Origin of the sequence: Nocardioides sp. LMS-CY (assembly GCF_018732145.1) — a bacterium.
GTDB classification, from domain to species: domain Bacteria; phylum Actinomycetota; class Actinomycetes; order Propionibacteriales; family Nocardioidaceae; genus Nocardioides; species Nocardioides soli.
Map to the genome: position 1 here is coordinate 4,746,475 of NZ_CP076104.1, position 13,819 is coordinate 4,760,293.

A 13,819-nucleotide genomic window follows, 5' to 3' on the forward strand; every position below is an offset into this window, starting at 1 on the left:
ATGTCCACAACAGCACCGGACACCGGGCGCACCGACCGCCACCGCTCGACGGGGGCCAGCCGGTGGTCCGCCTAGCTCGACAGCTCTCGGGGGAGACCATGGCGCAGGCGCGGCGCAACGCCGTCCTCGTGCTCGGCGCGGAGCCGACCGGCCCGGCCGCGGCGGCCGGCGTCCTCCGGATCCTCGGCATGCACGCGCCGACGCTCGAGCCCGACTCCGCACGCTGGGTCTCCGACCTCCACGAGCGGCTGCTCGCCCGGGCCAACGTCGCCACCGACGACGCGCGCCCGGAGGCGTGGTTCGACGCCGGGCGGATGAGCACCCAGGACCAGCACCGTGAGCGCGTGGAGCGATGGCTCGACGGCCTGCTGACCGGCGACGTCGACGAACTGGTGATCGAGGACGCCGGCCTGCCCTGGTTCCTCGACCTGTGGTCCGGAGCCGGCGCTCGGCTCGACGTCGACATCGCGTACCTGCTGATGGTCGCCCCGCCCTGGCAGGTGATCTCCCACGGGCGCGACGACCGAAGCCCCCTGGGCCAGGCGATCTCGTGGCTCAACCTCGTGCTGCACACCGAGCGGGCGACCCGGAGCGGCCGCCGGGTGGCCGTCCGGCAGGCCGACCTCCTCGAGGACTGGACGGTCCCGGTCTACGCCCTCGGCGAGCAATGGGGGCTGCGGTCGGTCGTCGAGGCCAACGCTCGCAACCTGCGCGCCGTGCACGACTTCGTCGACAAGACGCCCCGCCCCGGGCCCAGCGGCGAGCTGCTGCTGCCCGAGCCGGTGCAGGAGCTGATCCACGCCACCAGCGCCGCCCTCGATCGACTGGTCGAGGGCAAGGACGACGAGCTGCTCCACCGCGAGCTCGACGACCTCCGGCTCGCCTTCATCGACCTCTACGAGCAGGCCGCCGAGATCGCCGACTCGTCGGTGCGCGCAGCCGAGCGCCGCCTGCGCCGGGCCAAGGACCGCTTCGAGAAGGAGCGCCGCGAGCTCACCCGCGATCGCGAGCCGGGCGGCCGCCCCCACCTGCTCCCCACCCGGAAGGGGGGCCTGCCGTGGCGTCGACGTCCGGCCTGAGCGCCGTCCCCTTCCAGGCCGAGCTCCCGGGCCGCCAGCCGGCCCGGCGCACCGGCGTGCCGACCCCGGGCGTCACGGCGGTGCTCCGCGTCCGCAACGAGGCGCACTCACTGCCGTGGTCGCTGCCCCAGCTGCTGCGCGCCACCGACGAGGTGCTGCTGGTCGACAACCGCTCGACCGACGAGACGCCGGCCATCGCCGTCGAGATCGCCTCCCGCCACGGGCTGTCCGACCGGCTGCGGGTCGTCGAGTACCCCTACCGGCTCAGCCGTTGCGGCCCCGAGCACCTCGACACGCCGCCGGAGTCGGCGCACAGCCTGGTCCACTACAACAACTGGGCCGAGTCGCTGGCCACCACGTCGTACGTCGTGAAGTGGGACGGCGACATGGCGCTCACCCGCGACGGCGAGCGGGCGCTGTCGGCGTTCGGCTGGCAGGTGCAGCACCGCCGGATCAACCTGCGGCTCCCCCGCCACCCGCTGTACGTCGAGAGCGACCGGGTCGCCTACCTCGACCTGGCGATGCGCAACCGCGAGCACTTCGGGCACCCCGTGCTGCCGGGCTTCTCCTACGCCAAGGCGTTCGAGTGGGAGTTCCTGCTGTACCCGGAGGGCACGCCGCACCACAACCTGCCCGAGGGCTCGTGCGTGGAGCTCAAGCACCTCGACGACGACGAGTTCGGCCACTGGACCGACCCCGACGCCTTCCTCACCAGCGCACGCACCCAGCGCAAGCGCCGGGAGTACATGACGTTCGACGCCGTGCGCTCCGGTGACTGGCGCCAGATCCCCGGGCTGCACCGCATCGAGGCACCCGAGGGCGTGCACGTCATCGAGCACGTCGTGCAGACCTGGCTGCCGCAGGCACGGCGGCCACTGGACGCCTCAGCCTCGTAGCTCCCGCACCGCCTGCCGCAGCTCGCGCGCCCGGTCGTCGAAGGAGAGGCCCGCCTCGGCGACCGGCAGCGCCGGCGCGGCGAGCGCGGCGTCGTACGCCGCACGCAGGTCGGCGGGACCCCGGCACACGCGCACGCGCCCGGGGAACATCTCGCCCACGCCGGACACGTCGTCGCACAGCACGTGGGCGCCGCTGGCGACGGCGTCGAAGACCCGGTTGGCGACGAAGCCGTGCCGGGCCATGTCGGGCCAGTGGTCGGCGATCACGACGGCGTGTGCGCGGTAGAGCTCCCCCAGCCGGTCGTTGGGCAGCTGCTCGGCCCGCCACGCGTCGGCAGGCAGGTCGTCCCAGCCGCGGCCGTAGACCGCGACCGGCACGCCGGCCTCCACCGCCCAGTGCACCATCGGTCGGGTGCGGTCCTCGGCGTTGCCGACGAAGACCGCCGTCGGCGACCGGTCGCCGCCACCGTCGACCGACGGCAGCCCGGTCGCCTGGAGCAGCGGCCGCACCGGCCGGCCCAGCGCGCGCGACCGCTCCCGCGCCCAGGTCGTCGAGGCGGCGCAGACCAGGTCGAAGCCGGTCAGCTCGTCGTCGGCGATCTCGTCGGGGTGGCTGATCACCCACAGCACGGAGGTCTGCTCCGGAGCGGGGCGACCGGGGTAGGTGCCGCGCAGCACCAGGCTCACGTCGTCGTACGCCGTGCTGGGCGCGTCGTGCGCGTCGCGCCGGTGCACCACGGCGTCCTGGCCGAGGCGGCGCAGCGCGCGGGCCAGCTCCTCCGCGAAGTGCGTGTCGCCCCACGCGTCACCCCAGTGGCCGCCGGTCGACGGGATGCGCAGCCCCCAGCGCAGCCGGTCCGGATCGCGCCGCAGCCGTCCGGTGACCACCGGCCGGGCCACCGGCACCGGCTGACCGTCGTCGGCCACCGGGAACGCGAGCCGCCAGCCGAGCTCGGCGTACACCTCGGGCTCGGGCGCGGGCAGCCGGCCTCGCCAGCGCTCGACGAACAGCCGGCGGTTGTCCATGGCCTTGGCGAACCGGCCCGGCGACTGGCTCTCGTAGTGGGTCACGACCGAGCCGGTCGCGACCCGGAAGCCACCCGGGCGCAGCTCTAGGGCGCGCAGGCAGAGGTCGACGTCCTCGAAGCCGTTGCGGTAGGCGGGATCGAAGCCGCGCAGCGCCACGACGTCCTCGGCCCGCATCGCCAGCGCCGCCGCCGTCGCGACGGAGAACCGGCGCCCCTCGACGGCGTCGGCGTCCTGCCGGGGATGACCGACGAGCAGGTGGCTCGGCAGCAGGCCCTCGGCAGGGAAGACCGTGCCCGCGGCCTGGATGGTGTCGTCGGGGAAGACCAGCAGCGACTGGGCTCCGGCGACCTGCGGGTCGTCGAGCGGCGCCAGCAGCGGCGGCAGCCAGCCGTGCCGCACGCGGGTGTCGTTGTTGAGGAACACCACGCGGTCGCCGGTCGAGCGGGCGAAGCCGACGTTGGAGCCGCCGGCGAAGTTCGTGTTCTGCGGCAGGTGGACCACCTGGACCGCGTCGTCGCCTACGAGCGCGCCGGCCAGTGCGAGCGCGACGTGCGGCTGCGACCCGTTGTCGACGACGACGACCTCGACGTCCGCGGCGCCGCTCTCGGTGAGCACGGCGGTCGCGGCGCGCACGGTCATGAACCAGTCGTCGTACGTCGGGATCACCACCGACGTGCGGCCCGGGACGCGCTCGGCCAGCCGGGATCGCTCGGCATCCCAGTCGACCAAGGGGTCGGGCAGCGGGGTGCGGCCGCGGGCGCCCAGGCTCCGGGCGACCTCGAGCAGCGTGGCGCGGGTGCGCTCGTCGTACGCCGGCAGCCCCTCGGCCTCGAGGTGCTTGAGGACCACGCCGACCTTGCCGGCGCGGAACGCCCGGCGTACCGACTGCGGCAGCCGCGCGAAGTCCACGAACGGGTTGAAGCTCAGGCGCCGGGGCATCCCCTCGGCGACGGCGTGGACCGCCGCGTCGTCGTCGGTGTCGAAGGACCGGCCGACGAGGGCGCCGTAGAACTCGACGTCGAGCAGCCCCGAGCGCACCAACCGCGCCGCGCGCCGCTGGACCGGCTCCGCCTCCGTCCCCGTCACGGCGCAGACCCTACGCTGCGGCGCACGGCAGTCGAGCGCGCCACCGGCGGTCGCGCCTCCGTGGGACTTCTCGGGCACTCCCTGGGGTTCTCGGGTGTCGCATCGGCCGCGAAGTGCGGGAGTACCCGGCCCACCGGGTATTCCCGCAGAGCACCGGGGCCACCCCGACCACAGCCGTGTCCTAGGATCCGGACGATGGCTGACGCGGCACTCACGAAGCTCATCGACGGCGCCTCCGACCCCGTCGTGGTGCTCCACGACCCCGAGGTGCGGCTCCAGGGCCTGCCGGCGGGCGTGTCGCAGTCCACGACCGGGCACGCCCTGCCAGACCTGCCCCACCGGTGGGGACTGGTCGTGCTCGCCTGCACCGACGTGCTGTCGCTGCGCCGGTGGGCCTCGGTGCTGCCCGGCCTCGGCCGTACCCGGGTGGTCGCCTGCTGGCTGGCCGAGGCGGAGCAGCCGGTCGCGCTGGTGCCCCGCCCCGAGTGGCCGGCGCTGACCGCGCTGAACGCCCGCCGGGTCGCCAGCGGAGCGGCGCTGACCGTGGCCCGCTTCGAGAGCGGCGTGCGCGCCGAGCTGGTGCTCCGCGAACTGGGACGGGTCGCGGCCCCCGGGCGCGCGGCGTACGCCGGGCTGGTGGCCGCCACCACCAGGCCCGACCCCGCGGTGGCACCACCCGCCGACCCGAGCCTGCAGGTGCTGGGCCGGGCGGCCGAGGCGGCCGACCCCGACCGCACCATCCCGCCGGATGTGGTGCTCGGCGAGACCGGCGCGCTGCCCGCCCACCACGTGATCGACCGCCCGCCGGCGACGACGACCGACCCGCTGCTGCTGTGCGCACCGGTCGACGAGGCGGTGCTCAACCCCGCCGGCTACCTCAAGGATCCCGAGCACGGCATCGTCACGCTGGCATCGGCCTCCGCCGAGGTCCTGACCCTGCGCGGCGACGGGCTCGACCACGAGCTGCGCGCCGAGGGCGGCGTCACCCCGACCGCGGTGCGGCTGCTGCGCGGGCATCGCGGCGTCCGGGTGTGCTGGCCACAGGCCGCCCCGGAGCGCCTCGCGCACACGGTCGCGGGCCTGGCCGCCGCGGGCGTGCCGCTGGTCGCCGACGACGTGCCGGCCGGCGCCCGGGCCGCGCTCGGCGACCGCATCGCCGACCTGCTGCTGGCCGGGCCGGACCTCACGGCCTCGCTGCCCCGCGACGAGCACAGCGTGCGCCTGCGGCGAGCGGGCCTGCTCGAGCACTCCACGATCGCCTGGCGGGGCCGACTCGCCGCCGCGGCCGGGCTGCCGTACCGCCCCTTTCCGAGCGTCAGCGTGGTGCTGGCCACCAAGCGCGAGCACATGCTCGAGCACGCGCTGCGCCAGGTGGCCAAGCAGCGCGGCGCCGAGGTCGAGGTCGTCGTGGCCGCCCACGGCTTCGAGGCCGACCCGGGCCTGGTGCGCGCGCACGTCGGCGACCGGTTCGCGCTGCGCGGCTTCGACGAGCCGACGTTCTTCGGCGACGTGCTCAACGGCGCCGTCGCCGCGGCCTCCGGCGACCTGGTGCTGAAGATGGACGACGACGACTGGTACGGCCCCGACTTCGTCGCCGACCTGCTGCTCGCGCGGCACTACTCCGGCGCCGAGATCGTCGGTACCACCGTCGAGTACGCCTACCTGGCGCCGATCGACCGCACCGTGCGGCGCCGCGACGACAGCGAGCGGATCGCCCAGTTCGTCGCCGGCGGCTCGATCATGACCGACCGCGACTCGCTCGCCGAGGCCGGCGGCTTCCGGCGGGTCCGCCGCTACGTCGACGCGCAGCTGCTCGACGCCGCCCGCCAGCAGGGCCAGTCGATCTACCGCAGCCACGGACTCGGGTACCTGCTCCGGCGCACGGCCGCCGGCCACACCTGGGACCCCGGGCTCGACTACTACCTCTCCGAGGACCGGCTCGAGGAGTCGTGGGACGGGTTCCGGCCGAGCGCACTGCTCGAGTACGCCGACGGGGAGCTGCCCGCGGAGGCGAGGGGGTGAGCCGCCAGCCCCGGCTGAGCGCCAACGACTGGCGACCGCTCGCTCCCCCGCGGCTGGGCGACTGGGAGCCGCGGCTGTCGGTGACCGTGGTGATCCCGGCGTACCAGGCGCCCGCGCTGCCGTGGGTGCTCGCCGGCCTGGCAGCCCAGAGCTACCCCGAGCACCTGCTCGAGGTCATCGTCGTCGACGACTCGGGTGAGGGCATCGCCCTCCCCGAGGTTCGGCCCGAGCGCACCCGAGTCGTGGCGACAACCCACGGTTGGGGACGCGCGGCCGCCTGCCAGTCGGGTGCCGACGTCGCCGAGGGCGACATCGTGCACTGGCTCGATGCCGACATGGTGCCCGCCCGCCACGAGGTCGAGGCGCAATTGCGCTGGCACCACCTCGTGGACTACGCGGTCGTGCTCGGCGACAAGTCCTTCGCCGATGCCGATGCTCTGGCCGCCATCGAGCCCGCCGATCTCCGGGCGGCGATCGCCGCGGGGACGCCCGTCGACGATCTCGCCGACGGCCCCGTGGACCCACACGCCTGGGTCGAGCGCATCCTTGCGGAGACCGACTCCCTGAGCACGGCGGGCCCACGCGCCATGCGAGTGCACACCGGCGCGTCCGCCAGCGTGGGTCGCGATCTGCTGCGCGAGTCGGGTGGCCTGCCGGTCGGCCTCGTCCTCGGCGAGGACATCGTGCTCGGCTACCGACTCCGCGAGGCCGGTGCCGTGTTCGTGCCCGATCGCGACGCCCACAGCCTCCACCTCGGCGCGACGACGGTCATGCGCGGCGCCGAGCAGGTCAACCGCTACAACAAGCCGTTCCTCGCCCAGCAGGTGCCCGAGTTCCGCGGACACCGCCTGCAGATGCCGCGCTCCTACGAGGTCCCGTACGTCGAGGTGATCGTGCCAGTGGCAGGCGTGTCGTACGAGGACGTGTGCGTCGCGGTCGACGCCCAGCTCACCGGCGGCGTGCCGGACGTCGTGGTCACCCTCGTCGCCGACTGGTCCGCGCTCAGTGACGACCGCCGGCCGATCCTCGCCGACCCCGGCCTGGACCTGCGGCTCGTGCGAGCGGCGTACGCGGCCGAGCCGCGGGTGCGCCTGGCCGACGCGCCGAGCCGGCGCTCGGACGCCACCTTCCGAGTCACGCTGCCCGGCGTCGCCGTCTTCCCGGTCGGCAGAAGCCTCGCCCAGCTGCTGCGGCGGATGGAGCTCGAGCACCTCGGTTGCGTCGACGTCGACCTGTCCGACGGCGGCGCCGTGCGCGTGCTGCGCACCGCCGCGCACTCGCGGGCACTGCGCACCAGCACCGAGCCCGGGGACTACGAGGCCGCCTTGGCCGCGTGCTACCCCGCCATCCACATCCCCGCCACGGACGCCGGTTTCGTCGACGCGGCCGGAGCGCCGCCCGTCAAGCAGGTGCGCGGGCTGGTGTCCTGGGGAGTCCGCAAGGACGACCCCGCCTGATCCCCGCCCGAACGATGGCGACGCTGGCTGGAGCAGACGAGGGCCCGATATAGCCGCGAACGCATGGTGGAAGTCGAAGGTCCGGCGGCGGCTCCGACGTTCACGTTCGGCCGGCGGAAGTACCTCCCCCTGTGGCGGCGCTCTCTCACGACCTTCGCCGAGGTGAGATTTCGCGTTTCGCCAACATCCCGATCATCGTGGACGTACCCTCCCCGGACCGGTTTGAACACGTCCGGAATCTCCGGTGACTGGGTGCGGTACGGGTCGGTGGGTGCCCGGCTATGCGGACGAAATCCAGACCAACACGTCGGACGGCTGGTACCACTTCGAGAATGTGACCGTCCCACCAGGATCCAACGTCGTCAGCTTCTACGTCTTCACCCGCCAACTGTCCACCAACGACGGACACCTGTGGCAGTACGCGAGCGCCCCTGCCCGCACCGTGGTGCAGGACAACTCCGTCGACCAGGTCACCGCCGTGCAGGCGAGCACTCCCAAGATCGTGGAGACCGGTGACCGGAGCGGACCGGAGGGTGTCGAACGCGCGGCACAGTCCGGCAAGATCGACTACAACATCCAGTCGGGCACACGGGAGATCCGCCTGTACTCGAGGCCCGTCGGAACGCAAGACCCATGGACCATCGTGAAGTCCTGGACACGAAACCCGGGCACGGACGAACTCTGGGTGCAGCCGCTCTGGGGAAGCCTGGAGTACCACACCGCCATCCTCGAACCGACCGGCGCCTGGGTGACCAGTCCGGTCACCACGATCGCGCCCGGACCCGCTCCGGAGATCTTCGATGACTTCTCCGGCACCTCCATCGACCAGACGAAGTGGGCGCTGCGATGCACGACGATCGGCCAGACCGATCCAGTCTTGCCGCCCTTCGGTGATCCCGCAGAATGCGGACACAAGGAGGACTACGAGCGGCACAGCTGGAGTGCCGTCCAGGTACAACAGCAGGGTGGCGGCAGCTACACCGACCTCCGGGTCCTACGAGACTCGCGGCCTGGCGCCGCCTGCGACTTGTCGCGATGCCCGTGTGGTCGAGCAGCATTGCGAGCAAGACGCAGATAGAGGCGCCTACGGGCAACGAGTCCGTGTGGATCGCGGCCCGGGCGAAGGCGCAGGAGGGCCAGCGCGCGCACTCGTCGTTGTGGACGGTCGACCCGGCCGGGGGTTGGTGCGGCGGCGGCGAGGTCGACGTCATGGAGTACTTCGGCGATGCGCGCAAGAGCGGCCAGATGCAGCATCAGGTGCGGTACAAGGACAACGTGGGGTACCCCCCGGAGTGGGTCCAACACCGTGCGATGTGCTGATGATGTGCACCCCGTCGACGACGACCTCCCGGCGACAGACGACTGGGAGCTGGTTCCTCCGCCTCCGGGAACCAGTTGGTCGGCGGAGTGGCACATCTATGCGCTGCGGTGGCGGGCCGGCCGGTACGACTTCTTCGTCGACGGTGAGGCTGTCCATGACTCCACCGTGCACGTGAATCAAGGCCGCATGCAGCTGATCCTCTCTCAGCTGGTCGACGACGACGAAAACGGACGATACGCATACGACACCGACCCGCACAGCTTCAAGGTCGACTGGGTGCAGGTCTGGCGATACCCCTGAGGGCGACCATTCCCGCACATCGGTTCGGCTGCCGTCACACCGGCGGCGGCCGGGCAGGGGGTGGACCATGCTGGCTCCACTTCCCCTCACAGGTTCCAGACGCGTACCCAGTCGACGTAGGAGGTCTGTGGGAGGTCCGACTCGGAGGGCAGCTTGGCGAGCTCGTAGTCGGAGCTGAGATTGCTGAGGATGAGGAACTCCGGGACGCCGGATACCGCCTCGTCGATCACGGACGTGACCTGGCCATCGATCCGGAAGGTGTAGCCCTCCGGCGACCACTCGACCGAGAACACGTGGTACTTCTTCCACCACTTGTCGCCGTACTGGTCGGGGTCGGTGATCCAGTCACCGATCTTCTGAGGCCCGTCCTCGTCGCGATAGTGGACGTAACTCGCTAGCCCGGAGTGATGGGGGTGCCCGAACCACTCGACGACGTCGATCTCGGCGCCCGCATCACGCGGGTCTCCGCCGTCGGCCGGATGCTCCGGCTGCATCCAGAACGCCGCGTGCTGCCCGCGCTTCTCGTGGAACTTCATCCGCGCCGCTGCGTAGCCGTAGCGGAAGGAGAACTGGCCCTGCGTGCCGATGTTGGCGTTCAGGCGATAGTCGTACTTCGTGCCGTCGTAGCTGCACCGGTCCGACCGCTCCGAATCGAGGTCGACCGAGAGGGCTGCCACGCCGCCACTGACGTCCACCATGCTCGTGTCGGGTCGCGAGCACGAGCGCGACTCGGCGGCGTAGCCCTGCAGCCGGTGGTGCCACGTCGAGCCGAGCGAGTCCCCGTTGAACTGGTCCTCGAACTCCAGCTTGTCCTGCCAGACGCCCGTGTCGAGGTCGTCGCTGTGGTGTTCACCGACGGCCAGGCGGTAGCTCTGCGTCTCACCGTCGACGAGGTTGGGCGCGGTGAATCCGACGCTGCCCTCGGCATCCTGCTCGGCCGAGTCGAGGTCCGTCCACGCGTCGCCGTCGTGGACCTGGAGGGTGACCGTGCCTCCCTCGTCGACCGGATCGACGGTGCCTTCGATCGCCACGTCGGCCTGCTTGGGCTTCCGCGGCTTCGGACCCGGGTCGACGATCGGCGGCAGCAGGCGCGCCTCGATCTGCGGTCCGTCGCCGCTGTCGCCCTTCTCGTCGGCCGTGCACCCGGAGAGGCTCAACGCGGCGGTCGCCGCGGCCAGGAAGGCCGCGGCGACCGGTCGATGCGCCCGCATCACGCGAACGGGGAGGCTCACAGGCTCCAGACCCGCACCCAGTCGACGGAGGAGCCCTGCGGCAGCTTCTTCTCGTTCGCCAGGTACTTGAGCTGGTAGTCCGAGCTCAGCTGGCTGAGCAGAAGGTACTGATCACGGCCGGAGACGCCCTCCTTGATCACGTTGGTGACCTGGCCGTCGATGTAGAACGTGTAGGACTTCGGCGTCCACTTCACGGAGAAGACGTGGTACTTCTTCGACCAGCCGTTGCCGTACTGCGAGACCTGCTTGATCCAGGAGCCGACCTTCTTGCCGTTCCCGCCGTGCGGGTAGTAGTGCACGTAGCTGGAGAGGCCGCCGGAGGGGTGGTTGTTGCCGAACCACTCGGCGACGTCGATCTCGGCACCGGTCTTCTTGGCATTGCCGCGGTTGGCCGTCCGCGAGGTCGGCTGGAGCCAGAAGCCGAAGTGCTGGCCCCGCAGCGCGTTCAACTTGACCCGAGCCGCGGCGTAGCCGTACTTGAAGCTGAAGCCGGTCTCCGTCCCGATCAGCGCGTTGGTGCGCCAGGCGTAGGACTTGCCGGCGTACTTGCAGCGGCCGTTCTTCGTGCTGTCCTTGCCGACCACGAGTCGCGCGACACCCTGACCCACCTTGGTGTTGGTGGCCTCGGTACGCGAGCAGGTGCGCTGTCCGGCGTGGCCGTAGTCCTGCTCGCGGAAGCTCCACACGGAGGAGTCGAGCGCGTTGCCGTCGAACTCGTCGGTGAACAGCTCCTTGCCCGTCCAGGCCCAGGTCGAGACGGACTTGCTCACCGTGTTCGGCATACCGGAGCCGGTGGCCCGGAGCCGGTAGGTGACGGCCTTGCCCTTCACGAGGAACGGGCCGGCGATCTCCACCACCCCGGTCGCATCCTGACGGGCGGCGCCCGCCTTGACCCACTTCTTGCCGGCCTTGCGTTCGAGCACGACGGTCCGACCCGCCTTCTTCGGCCGGAACGTGCCGGCGACGACGACCTTGGCCGCGTCGGCCTTGCCAGGTCGCTTGCCCGCTGCCGAGATCGGCGGGGTCAGCTCGACCTTCACGCGCTGCTTGGCCTTCTTCTTCTGGACGTGCGCCTTGCTGGCGGGTGCGGCGACGCCGGCCGGCGCCTCGACGGCGGCAACGGCGAGGCCGGCTCCGACGGTGAGCGCCAGCGCAGCGGCGAAAGTACGGAAGGAAGTCATGAGGTCCAATCGGTCAGTCGAGCTCTGCACCCGACGGGCGGTCAGTAGATCTCGGCAGGGGCAGCGCCATGATAGGTACATTCAAGGGCGTGACCCCAACTGGCGGCGCACGTCGGTGTGCCGCGCCTGGGACGACCAGAGGGAGAGTTCATGACCGAGATCGCAAGCCCGGCGACGTCGGGCCGGCGGGTCGTCATGATCGTCGGATCGGGTCGCAGCGGCACCAGCGTGATGGCCTGCACGCTCCAGCAGCTGGGCATGCGGGTGCCGCAACCCGAGGTGCCGGCCGACGAGACGAACCCCAAGGGATTCGGCGAGTCCCAGTGGCTGGTGGACTTCCACGACCGGCTGCTCCAGCGGGCCAACGTCACGGTGTCCGACGCCCGCCCGCGGGCCTGGTTCTCCACGAGCAAGCAGAGCACGCACGAGCGCTTCCGGCGCCAGGCGAGCACGTGGCTCGAGCGCCAGTTCGAGGAGGCCGACGAGGTCGTCCTCAAGGATCCGCGGCTGGTGTGGTTCCTGGGCCTGTGGGAGAGCGCCGCGCTGCATCTCGGCGTCACGCCGGTCTTCATCAGCATGCTGCGGCCGCCGGCCGAGGTGATCGGCAGCAAGCACCACCACTACTCCTCGCGAGTCAGTCTGGAGAGCCGGGCCGCCTCCTGGGTCAACCTGGTGCTGCACACCGAGCGCGCGACGCGCGGAAAGGCCCGTGCGTTCGTCCGCTACCACGACCTGCTCTCCGACTGGACCGTCCCCGTGCACCGGCTCGGCGAGGACTTCGCCCTCGACGCCGTCCTGTCGGCTTCGGCGAAGGACCTGCGCGGGGTCTACGACCTGATCGACCCGTCGCTCTACCGGGTGCGCTCGGCCGATCTTGAGGTACCGATCCGGGGCCGCCTCAAGGTGCTGATGGACGGTACCCAGGAGCTCGCCGAGCGGCTCGCCGACGGCAAGGACGACGCCGAGGCCCACGCCGCGTCCGACGAGCTGCGGGCCGACTACCTCGACCTCTACGAGCAGGCGGAGGCGATCGCCGACTCCACCACCCAGGCGGTGGGCCGCAAGCTCCGCAAGCGCCACGCCCGGACCCTCGAGCACGCGGTCGCCGAGGCCCTCGAAGCCAGGTCCGAGTCCGCCGCGACCGCCGAGCCTGCGGCGCGCCGCCAGCGCCACCTCCTGCGACGGGGGAACTGACCCACCATGACCGCACTCACGACCGGCATCGGCACCCCGCGGCCCGCTGCCGACTCAGCCGCCTCCGACGGACGGGTCACCCACAACCGCGAGGGCGAACCCGCGTACGACATCCACTGGCCCTGGCACCGCCCCCAGCGTCCCGGCCTGACCGCGGTGCTCCGGGTGCGCAACGAGGCCCACAACCTGCCCTGGGTGCTGCCGCCGCTGCTGGAGGCCGTGCCCCACGTCGTCATCGTCGACAACCAGTCCTCCGACGGCACTCTGGAGACCGCACAGCGGATCGTCGCCGATCTCGGGGCGTCGGACCGCGTGACGCTCACGTCGTACCCCTTCGTCGTCAGCCGCTGCGGCCCCGAGCACCTGGCCACCCCCGCCGACTCGGTGCACAGCCTCACCCACTTCTACAACTGGTCGTTCTCGCACGTGACCACGACGTACGCCATGAAGTGGGACGGCGACATGGTGCTCACCCCGGAGGGTGTCGCGGCCGTGCGCGACCTGTCCTGGCAGCTCGAGGGCGAGGAGGTGATGGTGCTCTTCCCGCGCCTGCCCCTCTACATCGAGTCCGAGTCGGTCGGCTACCTCGACGCCAGCTCGCGCAACATGGAGCCGTGGATCCACCCGGTCGGGCCCGCGTACACGTTCGTCAAGGGCTTCGACTGGGAGGTCTGGCAGCACCCGGACGACATGGAGCGCCTGGTGATGCCGCTCGGCACGTTCGTCGAGCTGAAGTGGCTCGACCACGACGAGTTCGCCCACTGGACCGACCCGAGCGCCTTCACCGACAACCGGTCGCCGCGCAAGGTGCGGGAGTACCACGTCCACTCCACGCTCCGCGACGGCCGTGCCGACGAGCTCGACCATGTCTTCCGGATCGAGGCGCCGCCCGGCGTGCACATCGTCGACCACGCCGCCCGAAGCTGGCTGCCGCGGCACGCGCGCGGGCTGCCCCAGCCGGCCCGACGTGGCAACGGCGAGGGCGAGGGCGAGGAGACCTAGCCCCCCACGCCGACCGGGAT

General features: G+C 71.9%; 12 protein-coding genes. 9 read left to right on the forward strand and 3 right to left on the reverse strand.

Annotated elements, in window-relative coordinates:
- Positions 1 to 98 precede the first annotated feature (98 nt).
- On the forward strand, positions 99 to 1,079 hold the full coding sequence (locus KM427_RS22490) for a sulfotransferase family protein (RefSeq protein WP_215525361.1): 981 nt from the start codon (positions 99 to 101) through the stop codon (positions 1,077 to 1,079).
- On the forward strand, positions 1,058 to 1,975 hold the full coding sequence (locus KM427_RS22495; protein WP_215525362.1) for a glycosyltransferase family 2 protein: 918 nt from the start codon (positions 1,058 to 1,060) through the stop codon (positions 1,973 to 1,975). The genes KM427_RS22490 and KM427_RS22495 overlap by 22 nt, the downstream gene beginning before the upstream one ends.
- Here the strand turns inward: KM427_RS22495 and KM427_RS22500 are convergent.
- A complete protein-coding gene (locus KM427_RS22500; RefSeq protein ID WP_215525363.1) occupies positions 1,964 to 4,090 on the reverse strand; it encodes a glycosyltransferase in 2,127 nt (708 codons plus the stop codon). The two genes, KM427_RS22495 and KM427_RS22500, sit on opposite strands and share 12 nt — an antisense overlap.
- Before the next feature lie 195 nt (positions 4,091 to 4,285).
- Between KM427_RS22500 and KM427_RS22505 the strand changes: the two genes are divergently transcribed.
- The 5 genes from KM427_RS22505 (at position 4,286) to KM427_RS22525 (ending at position 9,190) form a co-directional block, all read left to right on the forward strand.
- Positions 4,286 to 6,112, forward strand: coding sequence for a glycosyltransferase family 2 protein (locus tag KM427_RS22505; protein WP_215525364.1), 1,827 nt, complete (start codon positions 4,286 to 4,288; stop codon positions 6,110 to 6,112).
- Positions 6,109 to 7,569, forward strand: coding sequence for a glycosyltransferase family 2 protein (locus tag KM427_RS22510; protein ID WP_215525365.1), 1,461 nt, complete (start codon positions 6,109 to 6,111; stop codon positions 7,567 to 7,569). Before KM427_RS22505 ends, KM427_RS22510 begins: the two co-directional genes overlap by 4 nt.
- Before the next feature lie 271 nt (positions 7,570 to 7,840).
- Positions 7,841 to 8,647 (forward strand): hypothetical protein, encoded by an 807-nt coding sequence (locus tag KM427_RS22515; RefSeq protein WP_215525366.1) that lies wholly within the window; start codon positions 7,841 to 7,843, stop codon positions 8,645 to 8,647.
- Positions 8,648 to 8,670: 23 nt separating this feature from the next.
- Positions 8,671 to 8,889: a hypothetical protein gene (locus KM427_RS22520; protein ID WP_215525367.1), complete on the forward strand. Its 219-nt coding sequence runs from the start codon at positions 8,671 to 8,673 to the stop codon at positions 8,887 to 8,889.
- A 4-nt stretch (positions 8,890 to 8,893) separates the two neighbouring features.
- Positions 8,894 to 9,190, forward strand: a complete 297-nt coding sequence (locus KM427_RS22525) for a glycoside hydrolase family 16 protein (RefSeq protein WP_215525368.1) — start codon at positions 8,894 to 8,896, stop codon at positions 9,188 to 9,190.
- A gap of 86 nt (positions 9,191 to 9,276) precedes the next feature.
- Here KM427_RS22525 and KM427_RS22530 read toward each other — a convergent pair whose 3' ends face one another.
- The gene (locus KM427_RS22530; protein ID WP_215525369.1) at positions 9,277 to 10,422 is read right to left on the reverse strand and encodes a glycoside hydrolase family 16 protein; all 1,146 of its coding nucleotides are present in this window, start codon (positions 10,420 to 10,422) and stop codon (positions 9,277 to 9,279) included.
- Entirely contained in the window at positions 10,419 to 11,603 is a 1,185-nt protein-coding gene (locus tag KM427_RS22535) for a family 16 glycosylhydrolase (protein WP_215525370.1), read from the reverse strand. The genes KM427_RS22530 and KM427_RS22535 overlap by 4 nt, the downstream gene beginning before the upstream one ends.
- A gap of 150 nt (positions 11,604 to 11,753) precedes the next feature.
- Here KM427_RS22535 and KM427_RS22540 point away from each other — a divergent pair, with 150 nt between their 5' ends.
- Together KM427_RS22540 and KM427_RS22545 are read left to right on the forward strand one after the other, a co-directional pair.
- A complete protein-coding gene (locus KM427_RS22540; RefSeq protein WP_215525371.1) occupies positions 11,754 to 12,797 on the forward strand; it encodes a sulfotransferase family protein in 1,044 nt (347 codons plus the stop codon).
- A 6-nt stretch (positions 12,798 to 12,803) separates the two neighbouring features.
- On the forward strand, positions 12,804 to 13,799 hold the full coding sequence (locus tag KM427_RS22545; RefSeq protein WP_252274769.1) for a glycosyltransferase family 2 protein: 996 nt from the start codon (positions 12,804 to 12,806) through the stop codon (positions 13,797 to 13,799).
- The last annotated feature ends 20 nt before the right edge of the window (positions 13,800 to 13,819 follow it).

Bases quoted from the DNA above. Each gene is read 5' to 3' on its own strand.
- KM427_RS22490 (WP_215525361.1), top strand. From the start codon at position 99: ATGGCGCAGGCGCGGCGCAACGCCGTCCTCGTGCTCGGCGCGGAGCCG.
- KM427_RS22535 (WP_215525370.1), bottom strand. From the start codon at position 11,603: ATGACTTCCTTCCGTACTTTCGCCGCTGCGCTGGCGCTCACCGTCGGA.
- KM427_RS22545 (WP_252274769.1), top strand. From the start codon at position 12,804: ATGACCGCACTCACGACCGGCATCGGCACCCCGCGGCCCGCTGCCGAC.
- KM427_RS22540 (WP_215525371.1), top strand. From the start codon at position 11,754: ATGACCGAGATCGCAAGCCCGGCGACGTCGGGCCGGCGGGTCGTCATG.
- KM427_RS22505 (WP_215525364.1), top strand. From the start codon at position 4,286: ATGGCTGACGCGGCACTCACGAAGCTCATCGACGGCGCCTCCGACCCC.